Consider the following 22,123-nt stretch of genomic DNA (forward strand, 5'->3'; position numbering starts at 1 on the left):
TGAAATGACTGAGGGGTCAGGACCCAATGGATATGATCAAGACTGACCAGAAAACCTATTATGCACCGCATGGCGGCCATCCCGGCCAAAATGAGCTTTTGACCGGCCGCGCCGTCTTCACCGAGGCCTATGCCGTCATACCGAAGGGAGTGATGCAGGACATCGTCACCAGCCCACTGCCGTTCTGGGACGAGACCAGGGCCTGGATCATCGCCAGGCCGCTTTCGGGTTTCGCCGAGACATTTTCGCAGTACATCGTCGAGGTCCTGCCCGGCGGCGGCAGCGACCGGCCCGAGCCGGACGCCGGCGCCGAGGGCGTGCTGTTCGTGGTTGAAGGCGAGTTGACCGTTTCGCTGGCCGGCAAGAAGCACGTGCTGCAAGCCGGCGGTTTTGCCTTCCTGCCGCCGGACAGCGGCTGGACGGTGCGCAACGAAGGTCGCGACGCCGTACGCTTCCACTGGATCAGGAAGGCCTATGAGGCCGTCGACGGCATCGACGCGCCGGAAGTCTTGTTCAGCAGTGACCAGCAAATGGCGCCGACGCCGATGCCCGGCACCGAGGGTCGCTGGGCGACGACCCGTTTCGTCGATCCAGCCGACATGCGCCACGACATGCATGTCACCATCGTTACGCTCGAGCCTGGCGCCGTCATCCCATTTGCCGAGACGCATGTCATGGAGCACGGGCTCTATGTCTTGGAAGGCAAGGCGGTCTACCGCCTCAACCAGGATTGGGTCGAGGTCGAGGCCGGCGACTTCATGTGGCTGCGCGCCTTCTGCCCGCAGGCCTGCTACGCGGGCGGCCCAGGCAAATTCCGCTATCTCCTTTACAAGGACGTCAACCGGCACGCCAAGCTCGGCGGGGCGGGCATTGGCGGTCGCGCGCGGTGACCCGCATCACAGCGCGGCCGCTGACCCGCGAAAGCTTTGCCGGCTTCGGCGATGTCATCGACATGGGCGGCGGCAATCACTACCCGATCAATGGCGGCAAGACCGAGCGCTACCACAATCTCGCCACCGCTGAAGCCGCGGGACCGAATGCCCGCGTGCTGATCTCGATGGCGCGCGGCACGCCTTACGACCTGCCGCTGAAGCTGACCATGGTCGAGCGCCATCCCTTGGGCAGCCAGGCGTTCATCCCGCTGTCGCCGCGGCCTTTCCTGGTCGTCGTCTGCCATGACGGCAAGGACAGTCCGGGCGAGCCGCACGCCTTCATCACCGCACCCGGGCAAGGCGTCAACTATCCGCGCAATCTCTGGCACGGCGTGCTGACGCCGCTCGGCGAAGCGCAGGATTTCGTCATCGTCGACCGCGGCGGTGACGGCTCCAACCTCGAAGAGTTCCATTTCTCGCACCCCTACGAAATCCATCTCCCCAACGAGACCTGAGAAATGACCGACTTGTCGCTGATCGACCGCCTGCTCGATGTCATCGAGCACGACATCGTGCCGAAAACGGCAGAGGGCGTGGCCCATGGGAACAAGCTGTTCGGCGCCGCCATCCTGCGGAAGGGCGACCGCTCGCTGGTGCTGGCCGAAACCAACAACGAGATGGAAAATCCGCTCTGGCATGGCGAGGTGCACTGCCTGAAGCGTTTCTATGAAATGCCGAAAGCCGAGCGCGTCGACACCAAGGACGCCATCTTCATCGCCACGCATGAGCCCTGCTCGCTCTGCCTGTCGGCGATCACCTGGACCGGCTTCGACAATTTCTACTACCTCTTCAGCCACGAGGATTCACGCGACAGCTTTGCGATCCCGCACGATCTGAAAATCCTGAAAGAGGTCTTCACTCTTGATCCCGGCGGCTACAATGCCGAGAACGCTTATTGGAAGAGTTTTTCCATTCGCAGGCTGGTGCGGACGCTGCCCGAGGCCGAGCGCGGCCGGCTTGAGGCAAGGATCGGCAATATTTCCGCCCGCTACGACGAACTGTCCGGCGCTTATCAGGCGCGCAAGGCCGAAAACGACATTCCGCTGAACTGACGCGGATTGCCTAGCCTACCTTCGCGTTTTTCAGCACCTCGTTGATCCTGGCCTGCCAGCCCTTGCCGGTCGCCTTGAATTTACTGATGACATCCTGATCCAGACGGATGGACACGACTTGCTTAGGCTTCTCCACGGCTGGCCGGCCACGAGCACGCCTTATGCTCTCGAAAAGTTCTGGAAACACTTCCGCGAAAGGCCTGGCTTGCGCCAACTGTTCGTCTGTCGTCTCCGCATCGTCGGGATCATCAACAATTTGTCTTTGAATTTCCCCTTCCTCCGCATCGGTAAGCGGTCGAACACGCGATTTAGGATTGTTCATATACTGACCTTTCCTTTCGGCTGGCACGGCGCATCGAGATCACCGAAATCGCCTCCGAACCAAGCGGCTTGAAAATCACGGCCAGGATGATCTCTCCGAATTCGCCAATCGCCTTGAACCGGTCGGCCTTGGCTGGAAGGACGGTTGAAGTCGCAAAAAAAACTCAATATCGAGTTCGGCAAAATCGAGACCCCGGCTGTCCAGGTTCGTCACGCGCTTTGGCTCATCCCAAACGATTTTCAGGCGAAATCCTCATCACGTTGGGTTCAGTTAATAAATGTAATACATTAATTATAATCCTGCAACATCAGGGCAAAACAATCGGGCTACATATCGTGGCGTCGTCGCGGCGACACCGGCCGTCGCCCGTTTGACTTCATGACATGCCCGCTCCATGCGTCACTGACATCCTGGAGCATCGCATGAAAACCATCACCGAATTTCCCCGCAAGGTCGTCGAATTCCCCGATATGGGCATCGTCATGCCGGATGGTTGCCGGCTGTCGGCGCGGGTTTGGATGCCGGAGGACGCCAGCAGCGATCCGGTGCCGGCGATCCTCGAGCACCTGCCCTACCGCAAGCGCGACGGCACCATCTTTCGCGATCAGCTGACGCATCCCTATTTTGCCGGCCACGGCTACGCCTCGATCCGCGTCGACATGCGCGGCAATGGCGATTCCGAAGGTCTGATGGACGACGAATATTCCGAGCAGGAATTGCAGGACGCCTGCGATGTGATTGCCTGGGCGGCAGCACAGCCCTGGTGCAACGGCAGTGTCGGCATGATGGGCATTTCCTGGGGTGGCTTCAACTGCCTGCAGGTGGCGGCCAAGCAGCCGCCGGCGCTGAAGGCGGTGATCAGCCTGTGCTCGACCGTCGACCGCTACGCCGATGACATCCACTACAAGGGCGGCTGCCTTTTGACGGAAAATTTCGGCTGGGCCTCGACCATGTTGTCCTATTCGTCGCGACCGCCGGATCCGCTGATTGCGGGCGACAACCGCTGGCGCGACCTCTGGCTGACGCGGCTGGAGAACCAGTCTTTCCTTCTGCCGCTCTGGCTCAGCCATCAGCATCGCGACGCCTATTGGAAACGCGGTTCGATCTGCGAGGATTTCTCCGCGGTCAAAGCCGCCGTGCTGTCGATCGGCGGCTGGCATGACGGCTACCGCAACACGATTTCGCATCTGGTCACCAACATCCAGGCGCCGGTGAAGGGCATTGTCGGGCCATGGATCCACAAATACCCGCATTATGCCGAACCCAAACCCGCCATCGGCTTCCTGCAGGAGGCGTTGCGCTGGTGGGACAGCTGGTTGAAGGGCGTCGACACCGGCGTCGAGGCCGACCCGGACTACCGCGCCTATGTCATGGACAGTGTGCGGCCGGCGCGCTGGCACCCGGAGCGGCCGGGCCGTTGGGTGGCCGAACAGGGATGGCCGTCTCCCAACATCAAGGTCGGGGCGATCGAACTCATTGCTGACGGCGTCAGGCCGGCGATCGTGGCGACCCCGCAAAGCTGCGGGCTCGCCGGCGGCGAATATTTTCCCTTCACCTTTGGCCCGGAACTGCCGGGCGACCAGCGCCCGGACGATGCGCTGTCCGTCTGCTTCGATCAGCCTGTGCTTGCCGAGACACTCGACATCGTCGGCGCGCCGGAGCTTCTCATCCGGGTGTCGTCCGATCGCCCGCAGGCGAACATCGCGGTTCGACTGTGCGACGTGCACCCCGACGGCGCCTCGGAACTGATCTCCTACGGCGTGCTCAACCTGACGCATCGTTCTTCGCACGAACAGCCGCAAGCGCTGGTGCCGGGCGAAACGGTTTCGGCGCGCGTTATTCTCGACCAGTGCGCCTACCGCGTGCCGGCCGGACACCGCCTGCGCATCGCTGTTTCCAACGCTTACTGGCCGATGATCTGGCCGTCGCCGGAGCCGGTGCGGCTCGACCTTTCAGCGGCGACGCTGAGGCTGCCGCTGCGCCCGCTCGCAAAAAGCGACGAGACCTCGTTCCAGTCTCCCGAAGGCGCAACACCCTGGGCAACCGAGACAGTTCGTGCAGCGAATTCCGAGCGTCACGTCGATCGCGATGAGAAGACCGGCATCGTCACGCTGTCGATCACGGATGATTTCGGAGAAGTGCGCGATCTCGCGCATGGACTGGCCAATGGCAGCATTGCCCGCGAGAGCTGGACGATCCACCCCGACGACCCGCTGTCTGCCTCGGGCCGCACGCACTGGACGCAGACCTTGTCGCGAAACGGATGGTCGGTGCGCACCGAGACGTCGGCTGAAATGCGCTGCGATGCGCAAAACTTCATCGTCAGCGCCAGAATCAAAGCCTATGAGGGCGAAACGCGGGTTTTCGAAGGCGATTTCGAAGAGACGATCCCGCGCGACCTGCTCTGAGCGTCCACCCGACTGGTCCAGTTGCGACGCACGATTTACGCCACGGCATGTCGCATTCGGTCTTGCTTACCGCTTTGCCTTCCGGTCAATATCCCTTTGGTAACAACAAGCAAAAAACGACCATAAGGTCGAACCAACAGAGTGAGGAACTCAAATGTCCAACGAACTCGAATATCTGAGCCGGCGCGTTGCGTCCGGCAAGCTGAGCCGTCGTGATTTCCTCGGCCGCGCCGCAGCACTCGGCGTCACAGCGCCCTTCGCCAATATGCTGCTTTCCAGTGCGGCTCGCGCGGAAGGCCCGGTCAAGGGCGGCACGCTGAAGGCCGGCCTCGTCGGCGGCGAATCCACGAACAGCCTGGACCCGGCTTTGTTCATGACGCAAGTGCCGTTCGCTTTTGGCAAGATGTGGGGCGAACTGATCGTCGAGCTGTCTCCGGAAGGCAAGCTCGAGAACCGCATCGCCGAAGAGATCGGCTCGTCGGACGACGCCAAGGTGTGGACGCTGAAAATCCGCGACGGCGTCGAATTCCACAACGGCAAGACGGTGACCGCTGAGGATGTGGCGGCAACGCTCGAGCGCCATTCTGATGAAAAGTCGAAGTCCGGCGCGCTGGGCTACATGAAGGGCATCGACAGCATCAAAGCCAGTGGCAAGGAAGTCGTCCTGACGCTGAAGGAGGCCAACGCCGACCTTCCCTATCTCCTCAGCGACTACCACCTCATCGTCCAGCCCAACGGCGGCAAGGACAAGGCGGATGCCGGCATCTCGGCAGGACCCTACAAGGTCACTACCAACGAGCCCGGCGTGCGCCATGGCGGCGAGCGCTTCGCCAATTACTGGCAGGCCGACAAGATGGGCCATGCCGACCAGATCGAGATCATCGTCATCAACGACGCGACCGCGCGCACGGCGGCCCTGCAGGGCGGCCAGGTCAACATGATCAACCGCGTCGAGCCGAAGATCGTCGACCTCATCAAGCGCGTACCGGGCGTCACCATCCGCAACCATGCCGGCCCCGGCCACTACGTCTTCATCATGCATTGCAACACCGCGCCCTTCGACAACAGCGACCTGCGCACGGCGCTGAAGCTCGCGATCGACCGCGAAGAGATGCTGAACAAGGTGCTGCGCGGCTACGGCTCGCTCGGCAACGACTTCCCGATCAATTCGTCCTATCCGCTGTTTTCCGAGATCGAGCAGCGCAAATATGATCCCGACAAGGCCAAGTTCCACTACAAGAAGTCGGGCCATGACGGCACCGTGCTGCTGCGCACCTCCGACGTCGCCTTCCCTGGCGCGGTCGACGCCTCGCAACTCTTCCAGCAGAGCGCGGCCAAGGCCGGCATCAAGATCGAGCTCAAGCGCGAGCCCGGCGACGGCTACTGGAACGAGGTCTGGAACAAGCAGCCCTTCTGCGCCTCCTATTGGGGCGGCCGCTCGACCCAGGACCAGATGTACTCGACCGCCTATCTGTCGACCGCCGACTGGAACGACACCCGTTTCAAGCGTCCGGACTTCGACAAGCTGGTGCTGGCTGCACGCGCCGAACTCGACGAGACCAAGCGCAAGCAGATGTACCACGACATGGCCGTGCTGGTGCGCGACGAGGGCGGCCTGATCCTGCCGATGTTCAATCAGTTCATCGATGCGACAGGCGCCAAGGTCGGCGGCTGGGTCGACGATCCGCATCAGGAGCTGATGAACGGCTACGCGCTGGCGAAGTGCTGGCTCGAAGCCTGAGCCCGGCTTTGCGGATATGTCCTCACCCGTCGTGAAACTTGTGGCCCAGCGCGTTGCGCTGGGCATCGTCCTCTTGCTGGCCGTTTCGGTCCTGATCTTCGCCGGCACCCAGATCCTGCCCGGCGACGTCGCGCAAGCCATTCTCGGACAGTCGGCGACGCCGGAATCGCTCGCCAATCTGCGCGAGCAGCTCGGCCTGAATCAGCCGGCTTACATCAGGTATTTCCATTGGCTAGGCGGTGTGCTCACCGGCGATCTTGGCACGGCGATGTCGAGCGGCCAGGATATTGCCACGTCGATCAAGGGGCGGCTGTGGAACACGCTGTTCCTGGCCTTCTGGGCTGCGATCCTGGCCGTGCCGCTGGCCATCATCCTCGGCCTGATCGCCGTGCGCTACCGCAATGGTTGGGTCGACAAGCTGATCTCCGGCCTGGCGCTCGCCTCGACATCTTTCCCGGAATTCTTCATCGGCTATGTGCTCGTCTATTTCTTTGCCGTGAAGTATCAATGGTTCCCGGCCATTTCCACGGTCTATGACGGCATGCCGTTCGGCGAGCGCATGCAGGCGATCGCGTTGCCAGCCACCGCGCTGACGCTGGTTGTGCTGGCGCATATGATGCGCATGACCCGCGCGGCCATCCTCAACGTCATGCAGTCGGCCTATGTCGAGACGGCAGAACTGAAAGGCCTGTCGGCCTTCAACGTCATCCGCAAGCATGCTTTCCCCAATGCCATAGCGCCGATCATCAACGTCGTCATGCTCAACCTCGCCTACCTCATCGTCGGCGTCGTCGTGGTCGAGGTGATCTTCGTCTATCCCGGCATGGGACAATATCTGGTCGACCACGTCACCAAGCGCGACGTGCCGGTGGTGCAGGCGGTCGGCCTGGTCTTCGCCGCCGTCTATATCAGCCTGAACATCATTGCGGACATCGGGGCGATTGTCGCCAATCCGCGCCTCAGACATCCGAAATAGGCGGCGGGCATGCTCGACATCAAACGCATCCCCATCCCCGCGCTGATCGGCATCGTGCTGACGGCCATGTTCGTGTTGGCGGCAGTTTTCGCACCGTTGATCGCACCGTACGGCAATGCCGAAATCGTCGGCGATGTCTGGGAACCGATGACGGCGGCACATTTGCTGGGCACCGACAATCTCGGTCGCGATCTTCTGTCGCGCATGATCTACGGCGCTCGCATCACGCTGTTCATCGCGGTGCTGGCCACCGCGCTGTCATTCTCGCTCGGCGCCATCCTCGGCTTTTCGGCGGCGGTGTTCGGCGGCTGGTTCGACACGCTTCTGTCGCGCCTTGTCGATCTGCTGATGTCGATCCCGACCCTGATCATGGCGCTCGTCGTGCTTTCGGTGCTGCCGACCAATCTGGTGACGCTGATCCTGGTGATGGGCGTCCTCGACTCGACCCGCGTCTACCGGCTGTCGCGCGCGGTGGCCGTCGACATCAACGTCATGGACTATGTCGAGGCCGCCAAGCTGCGGGGCGAAGGCAGCGGCTGGATCATCTTCCGCGAGATCCTGCCCAACGCGCTTTCGCCGCTGGTCTCGGAACTTGGCCTGCGCTTCATCTACGCGGTGCTGTTCTTGTCGACGCTCTCCTTTCTCGGGCTTGGCGTGCAACCGCCGGATGCCGACTGGGGCGGCATGGTCAAGGAGAACAAGGACGGCATCGTCTTCGGTATCGGGGCGGCACTCATTCCCGCCGCGGCGATCGCAGCACTGGCGATTTCGGTCAATCTGGTCGCCGACTGGGTGCTCAACCGCACGACAAGCCTGAAGGGAGGACGCGGGTGATGGCTGACACAAAAGCAAAGCCCGGCCTGCTGCTCGATATCCGCAATCTGCGCATCGAAGCGACAGTGTTTCCGCCCGGCGAGGCGCCGAAGAACATCGTTTTGGTCCACGATGTCTCGCTGACGCTGGAAAAGGGCAAGGTGCTCGGCCTGATCGGCGAGTCCGGCGCCGGCAAGTCGACCATCGGCCTGTCGTCGATGGGCTATGGCCGTGGCGGCGTGCGCATCACCGGCGGAGAGGTGCTGCTCAACGGCCGCGATATCCTCAAGGGCGGCAAGGAAGGTTTCCGCAAATTGCGCGGCCGCGAGGTCTGCTATGTCGCGCAGTCGGCGGCCGCGGCCTTCAATCCGGCGCACAAGCTGATGGACCAGGTGGTGGAAGCAACGCTGCTGCACGGCACGGCGACACGCGCCGAGGCCGAGAAACGTGCCGTGGCGTTGTTCAAGAAGCTCAGCCTGCCAAACCCCGAAATCATCGGCGAACGGTTCCCGCACCAGGTCTCCGGCGGTCAGTTGCAGCGGGTGATGACGGCTATGGCGCTGTGTTCGGAACCCGACCTGATCGTCTTCGACGAGCCGACCACGGCGCTCGACGTGACGACGCAGATCGACGTTCTGGCGGCGATCAAGGACGCCATCCGCGACACCCATGTCGCGGCGCTCTACATTACCCACGATCTTGCCGTCGTCGCCCAGGTCTCGGACGAGATCATGGTGCTGCGCCATGGCAGGCTGGTCGAATGGGGCGGCACTCGCCAGATCATCAAGGAGCCGCGCCAGGAATACACCAATGCGCTGGTCTCGGTGCATGAGATCGAGCATGCCGAGCAGAAGCCCGGCGCCGCGCCGTTCCTGTCGGTCAAGAACGTCACCGCCGCTTACGGCGGCAGCCACGTCAAGGTGCTGAAGAACGTCTCGGTCGACATCTATCCGGGACAGACGCTGGCCGTCGTCGGTGAATCCGGCTCCGGCAAGTCGACGCTGGCGCGCGCCATCACCGGGCTGTTGCCGCCGGAAGAAGGCACCGTCACCTTCGACGGCAGGCCGCTCGCCAACAGGCTTGCCGACCGGCCGAAGGAGGATCTGCGGCAATTGCAGATGATCTACCAGATGGCCGACGTGGCGATGAACCCGCGCCAGACCGTCGGCACCATCATCGGCCGGCCCCTGGAATTCTACTTCGGCATACGCGGCCGCGAGCGCGACAAGCGCGTCGCCGAACTGCTCGACGAGATCGAGATGGGCAAGGGCTTTCTCGATCGTTATCCGGCCGAACTCTCCGGCGGCCAGAAACAGCGCGTCTGTATCGCCCGCTCGCTCGCCGCCAAGCCCAAGCTGATCATCTGCGACGAGGTGACATCGGCGCTCGACCCGCTGGTGGCGAACGGCATTCTCAAGCTGCTGCTCAACCTGCAGCAGCACGAGAAGGTCGCCTACCTCTTTATCACTCACGATCTGGCGACGGTGAAGTCGATCGCCGATTCGATCGCGGTGATGTACCGCGGCGAGGTGGTGCGCTACGGCGCCAAGAGCAAGGTGCTGACGCCGCCCTTCGACGCCTATACCGACCTGCTGCTGTCGTCCGTTCCCGAGATGGAGATCGGCTGGCTGGAAAAGGCGATCAAGGGACGGCGCATGGCGAGCGCGGGGAATTAGTAGGGAATTCGCGGCCTTTGTCGCGAAAACTTCTTTCAACGGCAAAAGCTTTCCGGAGCCGCCCATGGCGCTCAAGACCAAACTGCTGCTCATCATTCTCGATGGCGTGCCCTACCGGAACTGGCGCCGGCTGATGGGCAATCTCGAAGGCTGGGTGCAATCGGGCGAGGCGCAGGTGTGGAAGATGCGCTCGGTGCTGCCGTCTACTTCGGCCTGCTGCTATGCTTCGATTCACACCGGGGTTTCGCCTCAGGAGCACGGCATCCTGTCCAACGAAAACCGGTTTCTCGTCAACAAGCCGGATATTTTCTCCGAAGTCAGCAAGGCCGGCGGCAAGACCGGCGCGGTGACGCACTCCTACTGGTCCGAATTCTTCCGCTCCTATCCGTTCGACCTGATCGAGGACATGGAGTTCGACGAGCCCAACGGACCCATCACGCATGGCCGCTTCCACACCATGACCGGCTATAATGCCCGCAACCAGATGACCCCGAGCGATGTCGACCTGTTTGCGACACTGACCCAGCTGACCCGGCGCCACGCCATCGACTACGGGATCCTGCACACCTGCACGCTGGATTCGATGGGCCATCGCTTCGGCCATGACTGCCACGAAATGGACCATGCCTGCTATGCGATGGACGGCATGCTGGCAGCCTTCCTGCCGGGCTGGCGGCAAGCCGGTTACGAGGTGATCGTAACCGCCGACCACGGCCAGACAGACCGCGGCCATCATGGCGGCCGCGACGATGAAATGCAGGATTTCGCGCTGTATTATTTCGGAGCCGGCAAAGGGCCGGATCCGGACCCGCTGCTTGATCAGCTGCAACTGGCGCCGACGGTGCTGAAGCGGCTGGGTGTGCCGGTGCCGGAGACCATGAAGGCTAAGCCGTTTTTGGGGTGACGGAGGTCGTCGCTGAGCCGCCGTTCGCTACCCCCTCTCCCCGTCACTATACGGGGAGAGGGTAAGGGTGAGGGGCAGCGCTAACATCAAAATAAATACCCCAACGCCGGCGCCGTCCCTCATCCGCCTGCCGGCACCTTCTCCCCGTATAGTGACGGGGAGAAGGGAGACGCTCTGGCAACACTCCCTCTCTTCGGTTAGCTTCGCCAAAATTCCTTGGCGGAAGGATGAACCTTTTTGAACCTATCGGCGACAGAGCAGACAGGAGCCAGGCGGCTCGACCGGCCATGACGGCAGCGACCGAGACTGATCGCGCGCTTGTCGACCGGGTCGCGAAGGGCGACCGTGCCGCTGTTCGGCTGCTGTTCATGCGTCACCACGCGCGGGTCTACCGCTTCGTGGTGCGCCAGACGGGATCGGAAATGATGGCCGACGATATCGCAAACGAGGTCTTTCTCGAGCTGTGGCGCCAGGCGCCCGGTTTCGAAGGGCGCTCGGAAGTCTCGACATGGCTGCTCGGCATCGCCCGGTTCAAGGCGCTGTCGATGCTTCGCAAGAAAAAAGAAGACTGGATCGATGACGACGATGCGGCGCAGGTTCCCGACGGCGCCGACACGCCGGAAGTCGCCACCATGAAGGAAGACAAGGGCGCCGCTTTGCGGCGCTTCGTCGATGCCTTGCCGGAGGAACACCGCTCGGTGATCGACCTTGCCTATTACCATGGACAGTCGGTGACGGAGATTGGCGAGGTGCTCGGCATCCCGGTCGCCACCGTCAAGACCCGAATGTTCTACGCCCGCAAGAAACTCGGCGAAGCCCTCAAGGCCGCCGGTTACGACAGGGGGTGGCCATGAGCAATCCTGAAGACATGAGCGCCGCTGAAAAAACGTCGCGCCGTGACGAAATGGAAACGCTGCTGCCGTTCTACCTGAACGGCTCGCTGGAAGGCTCGGACCTCGAAGCCGTCGAGGAATGGCTGGCGAGCGATCCGGCGGCGACGGCGGCGCTTGGCGAGGCTGAGGCGGAATTCTCCGGCGCCACCGCCGCCAACGAGGCGATCCGGCCACCGGCCGATGCGCTCAGCCGCTTTGCCAGGGCGCTCGACGCCGAAGCCGGACCGGTCCGCGCTCCCGCGGGCCGTTCCTGGCTGGCGCAGGCACTCGGCCGGTTCACGGCGATGCCGGCCACGGTCGGCTGGGCGGCAGCGGCGGTGCTGCTGGCGTTGGTCGTGGTGCAGTCCTACGTGCAGACCGGCGGCAAGAGCCATGATTTCGAGGTTGCCGGCGCCGAGGATGAGCTGACGAAACTGCCGTTCGCGCTGGTCAAGTTCAAGCCGGATGCGAAGATGTCCGACATCGCCGCCTTCCTCGACCAGAACGCGCTGAAGATCGCCGGCGGGCCGACCGCCTCGGGCGTCTTCCGCATTGCCATCCCGGTCAAGACCGGAGCAGACTACACCAGGCTCGTCGGCCTTATTGCCGCCCAGCCGTTCGCGGAGACTGTGATCGAGGGAAGGAAACCGGTTGATGGCAGCTAGGGCGGTCATTCGATTTGCGGCGATCCTGGTGGCGGCGACGACAATCGTCGCCGTGCCGGCGTCGGCGCAGACCAATGATCCCAATGCCGGCCGGGCCGACTGCACCGACGCGGCCGGAGCGGCGGCTGCCGACTGCCCGAAAGACGGCAATGAGGCCAACGTCGGCGGCGAACCAGGCGCAGTTACCCTTCCGGCCCTGATCGTCGACCTGTTTCCCAACCCACCGGTTCCCGAAGCGCCCGTGCCGACGCCACGGCCGTCAGCGCCGCCTGCCGACACGCAGGCCGGGCCACCCGCCGGCGGGGCGATCGTTTCGCCGACCGATCTTGTCGCGACCGCGCCGCGCCGTGCCATCGCCGGCGAGTTCGTGCCCGACGAGGTGCTGGTGACCGTCGACGGCGATGCCGGCGCCGTCCAGCAGATCGCCGCCTCCTTCGGCCTTGAAGTGCGCTCGCAGCGCCAGTCGCGGCTGCTCGGCACCACACTGGTGCGCTTCGGCATTCCCGACGGCCGCCCGGTCGGCGCCGTGCTAGCGCAGCTGGCCGCCGATGGCCGCACCCTGCGGCGCGAGCCAAACCATATCTATTCGCTGCAGCAGGCGGCCGGCATCGTCAACTATGCCTTCGAGCGCATTCAGCTCGACAACAAGCAAGCCAGTGGCGAAAACGTGCGCATCGCCGTCATCGACACCGGCATAGACGACACCAATCCGGCGCTGTCCGGCGTCATTGCCGACCAGTTCGACGCCATGCCCAACGTGCCGGTCGAAAAGCGTGACCACGGTACCTCGGTCGACGGGCTGATCGCCGGCGTCGGCGCGCTCGAAGGCATGGCGCCCGGCGCCAGGATCTATCACGCCCGCGCCTTCGAGGACGGCAGGTCGACCATGGATGTCATCCTGTCGGCGCTCGACTGGGCGGCGGACCAGAATGTCAGCATCATCAATATGAGTTTCGTCGGCCCCAAGAACGATCTGCTCGCCACCGCCTGCCGCAATGCGCGCGGGCTCGGCATCATCCTGGTCGCTGCTGCCGGCAACAACGGGCCGAAAGCGCCCTATGGCTACCCCGCCGCCTATGACGGCGTCATCGCGGTCACCGCCACCGACGCCAAGGACGGGCTGATGCAGCAGGCCAATCGCGGCGCTTATGTCTTCATCTCGGCGCCCGGCGTCGAGATGGTGGCGCCGAGCGGCGCCGGCTCTGACGTCGTCACCGGCACCTCGTTTGCCGCCGCGATCGTGTCCGGCGCTATCGCCAATTTGATCCACGCTTCACCCGAGCGCTCCGCCGACGACATCGAAAAGGCGCTGGCGGCCACCGCCAGGGACCTTGGCCCGAAGGGACGGGACAATGATTTCGGTTATGGGCTGCTGGATACGAAGGCGGCGGCGAACAAGTAAACCGGGCGAATTTCGCGCCACCAATTCAGAGCGCCGGACCGAGCCGGACAGGGCTGCCATCACAGAAGCGCGACAGCCGGAAGCGGCTGAGGTCTTGCCCGGTCAGGTTTCCTTGGATCATGTCGGCAACGACGCGGCCTATACCAGGCCCGATGCCGAAGCCGTGACCGCTCATTCCCGTCGCGACGAAAAGGCCGCCGACTGCCTCAACCCGATCCACGACAGGGACGACGTCCGGCATGGCGTCGATCATGCCGCCCCAGCCTGCCTTCAGGCGAACTGCTTCGAACTGTGGAAAAAGACACCCGAAGTTACGTTCTATCGAACGCAGACCGGCTCGTTCAGGGGGCGGGTTCAGCACTCGCATTTTTTCGAAAGGACTGACGGAATCCGGCGCCCAATCGCGCGGCGTCGACCAGGCGTCAGGGTAGCCTGACGGGGCGAACGGAAAGTAGCGCGTCCCGAACGGATTGTCCCTGAGGGCGGGAAGGTATTTGGTGGCGTGCCGGAATGCGTCGGGCCCCAAATAAAGCAAATGGCTGCCGCCCGCGGCGAGCGTATATCCGCCATCCTGCCTGCGCCGGAACGCGATGTGTTCGTCGGCTGCCGCACCTGCATAGACCTCAGGCATGGGCTCCGTTGCGGCCACGGTTACCCTGACGCTGAGCTGGGGGATGGAGACGCCGTGTCTTCTCAGGAACAGGGATGACCAGGCGCCGCCCGCGACCAGCACGCTGGAGGCCTCGACATACCCCGCCTCGGTCCACACGCCCTTGACCTTGCCGGCCGAGATTTCGAGGGCTCGCGCCGCACAATTCTCGACAATTTTGACGCCTTTTCGCACGGCAAGCCGGGCAAGCGCCGGCACGGCCAACCAAGGCTCCGCCCGCATGTCGGAGGGCGTCGTCATCGCGCCCTTGAATTTGCGTGACATGCCTTTGATGAGCTTCGCGGTTTCATCTGCGTCCAGCAGGCGCGTGTCGAGCGCATGGATCGCTGCGATCTTCATGAACGCTTCGAAGCCGGCCATGTCCTTGTCCGAGTTCGCCAGGTAGGTCACGCCCGTCTGGGTCAGCCCGATGTCTTCGCCGCACTCCTCGGCCAACTGCCGCCACAGGCGAATAGCCTCGATGACGACAGGCAGTTCATCCGCGTCTCGCCCCTGCTTTCGGATCCAGCCCCAATTGCGCGACGACTGTTCGGCCGCAACGCGTCCTTTTTCCAGCAGCGTCACCGCAATGTTCCGCTGCGCCAGGAAAAGCGCCGTCGTCACGCCGATGATGCCGCCACCAATTATGACCACCTCCGACGTTTTCGGCGGTGGGCCAGGATGCCGGATTGGATCCGTTTCGGAGAACGGGAATATGGGCAAGTGGCGCACCCTGAGGACTGGTTGATGGCTCTGGCTTACTGGTTGCCACCCACTCGAAGCCAAATCAAGGACAGGTCCAGGCAGACCGTTGTCCCAACAAAGTCAATCTATCTGCGGGCAACATCCACAAGGGTGAACTTGCCCAGCGGAGCGATGGATTAATCCCTAGACGGGGGCGCCTGCGACCGAACCCCTCACCACCAGATCGACTGGCCAGACCTCGCCTCGCGCCCCTTCTTCCAAGCCGGAAATGCGCGCTGCCAGGCGTTCGGCGATGCGGGCGCCGGCGAGGCGGATCGACGAGCGCGTCGTCGACAGCGGCACGGAAAAATTCTCCGGCTTCAGCCATGGAAAGACGTCGTCATGGGCAATCAACGACAGGTCGCCGGGAATGGTCAGGCCAAGGTCGCGCACCGCGCGCACGACGCCGAGCGACATGATCAGGCTGGAGCAGGCGATCGCCGTCGGCCGCTCGCTCTGTTCGAGCAGGCGCCTGGCGGCGCGGTAGCCGTTCTCCTCGGTCATGGTGAGTGAACAGACATGGCGCTCGCCGAGCGTCAGGCCGCTCGCGGCCAGCGCCCTGCGCATGCCGCGCTCGCGGTGGATGGCGAAGGTCTCGCGGTCGTCGCCATTGATCAGCGCCAGCCGCCGGTGGCCGAGCTGAACCAGCAGCCGGGCGGCGTCGTGGAAGCCGCCCTCATTGTCGATGTCGGTGAAGGGGTAGTCGAAATCGAAGCCTTCGCTGCGGCCATGGACGATGAAGGGAATGCCGAGCGTGTTGACCAGCGCCACCCGCCGGTCGGCCGGGCGCGGCGAGGAGATGTAGACGGCGTCGACCTGGCGGTTGGCGACGATGCGGCGATAGGTGGTTTCCTGGTCGTCGGCATCGGCCGGCGACAGCACCAGGTCGAGCTCGTGCGAGCGGGCATAGTCGCCGAGACCCGACAGGAACTCGACGAAATGTGGGTCGATGTCGACGGAGGCGCCCGTCGGCAGCACATACCCGATCATGCCCGTCTTGCCGGTCGCCAGCCGGCGCGCGCTCGGGTTGGGCCGGTAGCCGTGGCGCTTGGCGGCTTCCACCACACGCCGGCGGGTTTCCTCGTTGACCTCGGGATAGCCGTTGAGCGCACGGCTTACCGTTGTCTGCGACAGGGCCAGCATATGAGAGAGCTGCTTCAGGTTCACTGGGAGGCCTCCAAGCCTCAAAGCGCTTTTAATTTTGAAGCCACGCGGCGCCACAATGGGCGCGGCCGAGCTGGTCGACCATACGCACTGGTCCGGCCAGTTTGAAGCTTAATACGGTGCTGCACCGCCGTAAAATTGTGCTGCAGTGCACTTTACCAAGTCTTGCGGCCCGCAATTAAATCGATTAGCCCACCGCCCTCTTGACTTCCATCCGATTCAATGGCGAGATCAAAAAGACCAAAGCGCTTTGGAAGACTCTTCGAAAGTTGCGGTTCCTTTCTGAACGAGTCACAGTCCTGCAGCGTCGGCGGGCGGAATGGAGGTTCCGTCCGGGTGTATGTGTCCACACTGGGAGGAATACCGATGAAGAAGATGCTTCTGCTTGGCGCAGCGTTTGCCACACTCGCCTTGTCCCTGCCGGCGCAAGCCGAACTGAAGTTCAAGCCCGGGGAAGACAAGCGCTTCAAGTGGGCCAATTACGAAGAGCTGAAGAAGGTCGATCTCAAGGGCGAGACGCTGACCATCTTCGGGCCCTGGCGCGGCGAGGACGAAGGCCTCATCCGCACTGTTCTCGAATATTTTCAGGAAGCCACCGGCGCCGAGATCAAATACTCCTCGTCGGAAAATTACGAACAGCAGATCGTCATCGATACCCAGGCCGGCAGCCCGCCCAATATCGCCGTACTGCCGCAGCCGGGCCTGATCCAGGATCTGGCGTCCAAGGGCCTTTTGACGCCGCTGGGCGACGACACCGCCAAATGGATCAAGGACAATTACGGCGCCGGCCAGTCATGGGTCGATCTCGGCACCTTCAAGGACAAGGACGGCAAGCCGGGCTTCTTCGCCTTCCCCTACAAGGCCGACGTGAAATCGCTGGTCTGGTATTCGCCCGACAATTTCGAGGAAGCCGGCTACAAGGTTCCCAAGACCCAGGAAGAGCTCGCCGACCTCGAGAAGAAGATCATCGCCGACGGCGGCACGCCGTGGTGCATCGGCCTCGGCTCAGGCGGCGCTACCGGCTGGCCGGCGACCGACTGGGTCGAAGACATCATGCTGCGCACCCAGGCGCCCGACGTGTATGACAAGTGGGTAAAGAACGAGATCCCGTTCAACGATCCGGCGGTGGTCAACGCCATCGACATTTTCGGCAAGATCGCGACCGACGACAAGATGGTCGACGGTGGGGCCAAGGCGGTTGCCGCGACCGACTTCCGCGACAGCCCGAAGGGCCTCTTCTCGGTGCCGCCGAAATGCTACCTGCACCATCAGGCATCGTTCATCCCGACCTTCTTCCCGGAAGGCACAAAGGTTGGACAGGACGCCGACTTCTTCTACTTCCCGCCCTATGCATCCAAGCCCGAGCTGGGCACGCCTGTGCTCGGCGCCGGCACGCTGGCCATGATCACCAAGGATTCGAAGGGTGCACGCGCGTTCATCGAATTCCTGAAAATGCCGCTGGCACATGAAATCTGGATGGCCCAGGGCGGCTTCGTCACGCCGCTCAAGTCGGTCAACAAGGATGCCTATGCCAGCGACGCGCTGAAGAAGCAGGGCGATATCCTCGCCAATGCCTCGACCTTCCGCTTCGACGGTTCGGACCTGATGCCGGGCAAGATCGGCGCCGGCGCCTTCTGGACCGGCATGATCGATCTGGTCGGCGGCAAGTCGGCGCAGGATGTCGCCACCGACATCCAGAAGAGCTGGGACGCTATCAAGTAGTCAGCTGGCAAGCAGTCAGCTGGCAAGTAACCACTGCCAAGTAATCAGCCGCTTTGGCGGCAAATTCAGGACTTCCTCCACAGATTGGGTCCGGGCCGCTATGGCCCGGATCCGACCGGCGCCTTACGCCGGACCGATTTGCGTTCGTTCGTTTCAGAATAACTTAAATCGGCGCAGAGCCACATCGCCAGGGCTGTTCAAGGCCCGGCCGATCATGCGCAGGGAAGAGGGATCCATGGCTGCTCAGATCTTATCGGCCATTTTTGTCATCATCATCGGCGTCGGCGGCTGCGTCGCCTATTTCTGGGGCGCCAACAAGCTGGTCGACCTGATATTCCCGTCGCGCGGCGTGGCCGGGGCTGCGGCCATCGACAATCTGCGCCGGCAAGGACTGGTCCGTCCGTGGCTGTTCGTCGGCCCGGCGATGATCATCCTCACCGTCTACCTGATCTATCCGGTGGTGGCGACGCTCTGGCTGTCCTTCCTCGACCGCGGCGGCCAGCATTTTGTCGGCTTCGCCAACTATGAATGGGCGTTCGGCGACCGCGAGTTCCGCAACTCGATCCTGAATAACATCATCTGGCTGGCGGTGGTGCCCGCCGCCTGCACCTTTCTAGGGTTGATAATCGCCGTGCTCACGGACAAGATCTGGTGGGGCACAATCGCCAAGAGCCTGATCTTCCTGCCGCTGGCGATCTCCTTCGTCGGCGCCAGCGTGATCTGGAAATTCATCTACGAATATCGCGGCGAGGGCCAGACGCAGATCGGCCTGCTCAACGCCATCATCCAGTATTTCGGCGGCCAGCCGCAGGTCTGGATATCGCTGCCGTTCTGGAACAATTTCTTCCTGATGATCATCCTGATCTGGATCCAGACCGGCTTTGCCATGGTCATCCTGTCTTCGGCGTTGCGCGGCATCCCCGAAGAGACGCTTGAAGCCGCGGTCATCGACGGCGCCAATCCGTTCCAGATCTTCTGGAAGATCATGGTGCCGCAGATCTGGGGCACCATCGCCGTGGTCTGGACGACGATCACCATCCTGGTGCTGAAAGTGTTCGACATCGTGCTGACCATGACCAACGGCCAATGGAACAGCCAGGTGCTGGCCAATCTGATGTTCGACTGGATGTTCCGCGGCGGCGGCGATTTCGGCCGCGGCGCCACCATCGCCATCATCATCATGATCGCGGTCATCCCGATCATGGTCTGGAACATCCGCCAGGCGAACAAAGAGACGGGAGGACATTGAGATGGCCGTCGCGACCGGAAAGTCCTTTGCCAGCCGCTTCGGCGTCCACATCGCCGTGCTTGTCTTCGTCGCCGTCTGGACCGTGCCGACGCTCGGCATCCTGGTCTCGTCGCTGCGCGACAAGGACCAGATCATCGCCTCGGGCTGGTGGAACTCGTTCTCCAGCTCCAGCCAGACTGAAGCCGGCCGCCTGCCGCCGGCCTCGGCGCAGGTCGAGAAGGACGGCAAGTTCGTGCTTGCCGGCAATATCTTCGGCGACGGTGCTGCGCGCAACATCAGCGCCTTCGGCGTCAAGTCGGCGGCACCGACGCAATATCCGGCCGGCACCACTGCCGATCTCGGCGACGGCGTGACCTTGCAGCTCAATGCCGACGGAACGTTCGTCATGAGTTCGCCCAAGGCTTTCGAAGGCGACCGTGGCCAGCGCGTCTATTACGCCTCGTCGGCGCCACCGAAATTCACCACCGACAATTACAAGACCGTGCTGTTTTCGGAGGGCATCGGCCGCTCGTTCATAAACTCGCTGACCGTCACCATCCCGGCGACGGTCATCCCGATCCTGATCGCCGCCTTCGCCGCCTATGCATTGGCGTGGATGCGTTTTCCCGGCCGCGCCTTGCTGATCGCCACAATCATCGGCCTGCTGGTCGTGCCGCTGCAGATGTCCTTGATCCCGCTTTTGAAGATCTACAACGGCGTCGGCATCTTCTTCGGTGTGCCGTCGAAAACCTATCTCGGCATCTGGCTGGCGCATACCGGCTTCGGCCTGCCCTTCGCCATCTATCTCCTGCGCAGCTATATTGCCGGCCTGCCGCGCGAGATCATGGAATCGGCGCGCATAGATGGCGCCAGCGATTTCGAAATCTTCGTCAAGATCGTGCTGCCGCTGTCCTTCCCGGTGCTGGCGTCCTTTGCAATCTTCCAGTTCCTGTGGGTGTGGAACGATTTGTTGGTGGCAATGGTTTTCCTCGGTACCGAAGGGGACCAGATCGTGCTGACCGCGAAGCTCAACGCGCTGCTCGGCTCGCGCGGCGGCGACTGGGAAATCCTGACGACATCGGCCTTCGTCACCATTATCGTGCCGCTGATCGTGTTCTTCTCGCTGCAGCGCTATTTCGTCCGCGGGCTGCTGGCCGGCTCGGTTAAAGGAGGTTGAGACTTATGCAAGCCGCTTTGAAGGCGACCTCGAAGCCCGATCTCGCCGTCGATCGCGACTGGTGGCGGGGCGCGGTGATCTACCAGATCTATCCGCGCTCCTATCAGGACTCCAATGGCGACGGCATCGGCGACCTCAAGGGCATCATCCGCAGGCTGCCCTACATCGCCTCGCTCGGCGTCGAAGCCATCTGGATTTCGCCCTTCTTCAAGTCGCCGATGAAGGATTTCGGCTACGACGTCTCGGACTATTGCGACGTCGACCCGATGTTCGGGACGCTCGCCGATTTCGACGCGCTGGTTGCGGAAGCCCATCACCTCGGCCTCAAGGTGATGATCGACGAGGTGCTGTCGCACACCGCCGACAACCATCCATGGTTCAAGGAGAGCCGCGCCAGCCGTAGCAATCCCAAGGCCGACTGGTATGTCTGGGCCGACGCCAGGCCGGACGGCACGCCGCCCAACAACTGGCTGTCGATCTTCGGCGGCTCGGCCTGGCAGTGGGACACCAGCCGCCAGCAATATTATCTGCATAATTTCCTGTCCGAGCAGCCGGACCTCAACTTCCACAATCTGGAAGTCCAGGACGCGCTGCTCGACGTCACCCGCTTCTGGCTGGAGCGCGGCGTCGACGGCTTCCGCCTCGACACCATCAATTTCTACTTCCACAGCCAGGGGCTGGAGAACAATCCGCCGCTGCCGCCCGAAGAGCGCAACGACCAGACAGCACCTGCGGTCAATCCCTACAACTACCAGGACCATATCTACGACAAGAGCCGGCCGGAAAACCTTGCCTTCCTCGAACGGTTCCGGGCGCTGCTCGACGAATATCCGGCGGCCGCCGCGGTCGGCGAAGTCGGCGATTCGCAGCGTGGGCTGGAAGTGGTCGCCGCCTACACCGCCGGCGGCAAACGCGTCCACATGTGCTATTCCTTCGATTTCCTGGCGCCGGAAAAGATCAGCGCCGCCAAGGTGCGCCAGGTGCTGGAAGCCTTCGGCAAGGTCGCCAGCGACGGCTGGTCGTGCTGGGCCTTTTCCAACCACGACGTGATGCGTCCGGCCTCGCGCTGGGCCGCCGACGAGGCCGACCCGGCCGCCTATCTGAAGGTTATCTCGGCGCTGCTGATGTCGCTGCGCGGTTCGGTCTGCCTCTATCAGGGAGAGGAGCTTGGGCTGGGCGAAGCCGAGTTGCGGTTCGAGGATCTGCAGGACCCCTACGGCATTCGCTTCTGGCCCGAATTCAAGGGCCGCGACGGCTGCCGCACGCCGATGGTGTGGGATGCAACCGCCAGCAATGCCGGCTTTTCGACGGCCAAGCCCTGGCTGCCGGTGCCGGGCAAGCATTTGTCGCAAGCGGTCAATGTTCAGCAGGGCGACGCGGCCTCGCTGCTCGAGCACTACCGGCGCTTTCTCGGTTTCCGCCGCCAGCATCCGGCCTTGGCCAAAGGCGACATCGAGTTCATCGAAAGCGAGGGCGACACCGTCGCCTTCACCCGCCGTGAGGGCAATGAGCAGATCGTCTGCATCTTCAATCTGGCCAGCAAGCCGGCCGAGGTCGATCTCGGTGGTCAGGCGCTGCTGCCCTTGGCCGGGCACGGTTTTTCGGGACAATCCGGCACAGGTTCCATCCGCCTCGGCGGCTACGGCGCCTGGTTCGGGCGCATCGACTGAGTTTTT

At 63.0% G+C, this 22,123-nt stretch carries 19 protein-coding genes and 1 pseudogene; 16 read left to right on the plus strand and 4 right to left on the minus strand.

From position 1 onward, the window contains the following. Window positions 1–32: 32 nt before the first annotated feature. From ACYG9Z_RS16540 to ACYG9Z_RS16550, 3 genes are read left to right on the plus strand one after another with little or no spacing between them, the layout of a single operon-like run. Entirely contained in the window at window positions 33–890 is an 858-nt protein-coding gene (locus ACYG9Z_RS16540) for a bifunctional allantoicase/(S)-ureidoglycine aminohydrolase (protein WP_460221618.1), read from the plus strand. Next, window positions 887–1,387 carry an ureidoglycolate lyase gene (locus ACYG9Z_RS16545; protein WP_023752452.1) on the plus strand — a complete coding sequence of 167 codons (501 nt, stop codon included), beginning with the start codon at window positions 887–889 and terminating at the stop codon, window positions 1,385–1,387. The genes ACYG9Z_RS16540 and ACYG9Z_RS16545 overlap by 4 nt, the downstream gene beginning before the upstream one ends. 3 nt (window positions 1,388–1,390) lie before the next feature. Then, window positions 1,391–1,984: a nucleoside deaminase gene (locus ACYG9Z_RS16550; RefSeq protein ID WP_023695962.1), complete on the plus strand. Its 594-nt coding sequence runs from the start codon at window positions 1,391–1,393 to the stop codon at window positions 1,982–1,984. A 10-nt stretch (window positions 1,985–1,994) separates the two neighbouring features. On the opposite strand, the gene ACYG9Z_RS16555 is transcribed toward ACYG9Z_RS16550, so the two are convergent. Both ACYG9Z_RS16555 and ACYG9Z_RS16560 read right to left on the minus strand, forming a co-directional pair. After that, window positions 1,995–2,306, minus strand: a complete 312-nt coding sequence (locus tag ACYG9Z_RS16555) for a BrnA antitoxin family protein (RefSeq protein WP_023683487.1) — start codon at window positions 2,304–2,306, stop codon at window positions 1,995–1,997. Further along, window positions 2,293–2,549: pseudogene (locus tag ACYG9Z_RS16560) on the minus strand (BrnT family toxin). Before ACYG9Z_RS16560 ends, ACYG9Z_RS16555 begins: the two are co-directional and overlap by 14 nt. Before the next feature lie 179 nt (window positions 2,550–2,728). On the opposite strand from ACYG9Z_RS16560, the gene ACYG9Z_RS16565 reads away from it, so the two are divergent. The 9 genes from ACYG9Z_RS16565 to ACYG9Z_RS16605 all read left to right on the plus strand — a co-directional run bounded on the left by ACYG9Z_RS16565 (window position 2,729) and on the right by ACYG9Z_RS16605 (window position 13,763). Beyond that, window positions 2,729–4,714, plus strand: a complete 1,986-nt coding sequence (locus ACYG9Z_RS16565) for a CocE/NonD family hydrolase (RefSeq protein WP_023752451.1) — start codon at window positions 2,729–2,731, stop codon at window positions 4,712–4,714. Between the two features lie 154 nt (window positions 4,715–4,868). Beyond that, window positions 4,869–6,455, plus strand: coding sequence for an ABC transporter substrate-binding protein (locus ACYG9Z_RS16570; RefSeq protein ID WP_023752450.1), 1,587 nt, complete (start codon window positions 4,869–4,871; stop codon window positions 6,453–6,455). Between the two features lie 16 nt (window positions 6,456–6,471). Further along, window positions 6,472–7,431 carry an ABC transporter permease gene (locus ACYG9Z_RS16575; RefSeq protein ID WP_023752449.1) on the plus strand — a complete coding sequence of 320 codons (960 nt, stop codon included), beginning with the start codon at window positions 6,472–6,474 and terminating at the stop codon, window positions 7,429–7,431. A 9-nt stretch (window positions 7,432–7,440) separates the two neighbouring features. Then, window positions 7,441–8,265: an ABC transporter permease gene (locus ACYG9Z_RS16580; RefSeq protein ID WP_023671389.1), complete on the plus strand. Its 825-nt coding sequence runs from the start codon at window positions 7,441–7,443 to the stop codon at window positions 8,263–8,265. Beyond that, window positions 8,265–9,920: an ABC transporter ATP-binding protein gene (locus ACYG9Z_RS16585; RefSeq protein WP_023671390.1), complete on the plus strand. Its 1,656-nt coding sequence runs from the start codon at window positions 8,265–8,267 to the stop codon at window positions 9,918–9,920. The genes ACYG9Z_RS16580 and ACYG9Z_RS16585 overlap by 1 nt, the downstream gene beginning before the upstream one ends. Window positions 9,921–9,984: 64 nt before the next feature. Beyond that, window positions 9,985–10,824 (plus strand): alkaline phosphatase family protein, encoded by an 840-nt coding sequence (locus ACYG9Z_RS16590; protein WP_023752448.1) that lies wholly within the window; start codon window positions 9,985–9,987, stop codon window positions 10,822–10,824. Window positions 10,825–11,111: 287 nt separating this feature from the next. Further along, entirely contained in the window at window positions 11,112–11,678 is a 567-nt protein-coding gene (locus tag ACYG9Z_RS16595; protein WP_023683483.1) for a sigma-70 family RNA polymerase sigma factor, read from the plus strand. A gap of 14 nt (window positions 11,679–11,692) precedes the next feature. Beyond that, on the plus strand, window positions 11,693–12,361 hold the full coding sequence (locus tag ACYG9Z_RS16600) for a hypothetical protein (protein ID WP_023752447.1): 669 nt from the start codon (window positions 11,693–11,695) through the stop codon (window positions 12,359–12,361). Beyond that, complete coding sequence (locus tag ACYG9Z_RS16605; protein ID WP_286455612.1) at window positions 12,351–13,763, plus strand: S8 family serine peptidase; 1,413 nt, start codon at window positions 12,351–12,353, stop codon at window positions 13,761–13,763. Before ACYG9Z_RS16600 ends, ACYG9Z_RS16605 begins: the two co-directional genes overlap by 11 nt. Window positions 13,764–13,788: 25 nt before the next feature. On the opposite strand, the gene ACYG9Z_RS16610 is transcribed toward ACYG9Z_RS16605, so the two are convergent. Together ACYG9Z_RS16610 and ACYG9Z_RS16615 are read right to left on the minus strand one after the other, a co-directional pair. After that, complete coding sequence (locus tag ACYG9Z_RS16610) at window positions 13,789–15,135, minus strand: NAD(P)/FAD-dependent oxidoreductase (RefSeq protein WP_023752446.1); 1,347 nt, start codon at window positions 15,133–15,135, stop codon at window positions 13,789–13,791. Between the two features lie 165 nt (window positions 15,136–15,300). Continuing rightward, the gene (locus ACYG9Z_RS16615) at window positions 15,301–16,323 is read right to left on the minus strand and encodes a substrate-binding domain-containing protein (RefSeq protein WP_023752445.1); all 1,023 of its coding nucleotides are present in this window, start codon (window positions 16,321–16,323) and stop codon (window positions 15,301–15,303) included. Between the two features lie 363 nt (window positions 16,324–16,686). On the opposite strand from ACYG9Z_RS16615, the gene ACYG9Z_RS16620 reads away from it, so the two are divergent. From ACYG9Z_RS16620 to bglA, 4 genes are all read left to right on the plus strand, one after another. Beyond that, a complete protein-coding gene (locus tag ACYG9Z_RS16620) occupies window positions 16,687–18,042 on the plus strand; it encodes an ABC transporter substrate-binding protein (protein WP_023752444.1) in 1,356 nt (451 codons plus the stop codon). Between the two features lie 235 nt (window positions 18,043–18,277). Next, window positions 18,278–19,291: a carbohydrate ABC transporter permease gene (locus ACYG9Z_RS16625; protein WP_023668891.1), complete on the plus strand. Its 1,014-nt coding sequence runs from the start codon at window positions 18,278–18,280 to the stop codon at window positions 19,289–19,291. A 1-nt stretch (window position 19,292) separates the two neighbouring features. After that, the gene (locus tag ACYG9Z_RS16630; RefSeq protein WP_023668890.1) at window positions 19,293–20,447 is read left to right on the plus strand and encodes a carbohydrate ABC transporter permease; all 1,155 of its coding nucleotides are present in this window, start codon (window positions 19,293–19,295) and stop codon (window positions 20,445–20,447) included. 5 nt (window positions 20,448–20,452) lie between these two features. Further along, window positions 20,453–22,117 (plus strand): beta-galactosidase BglA, encoded by a 1,665-nt coding sequence (gene bglA / locus ACYG9Z_RS16635; RefSeq protein WP_031244157.1) that lies wholly within the window; start codon window positions 20,453–20,455, stop codon window positions 22,115–22,117. The last annotated feature ends 6 nt before the right edge of the window (window positions 22,118–22,123 follow it).

This window comes from Mesorhizobium sp. RSR380A (genome assembly GCF_054719385.1).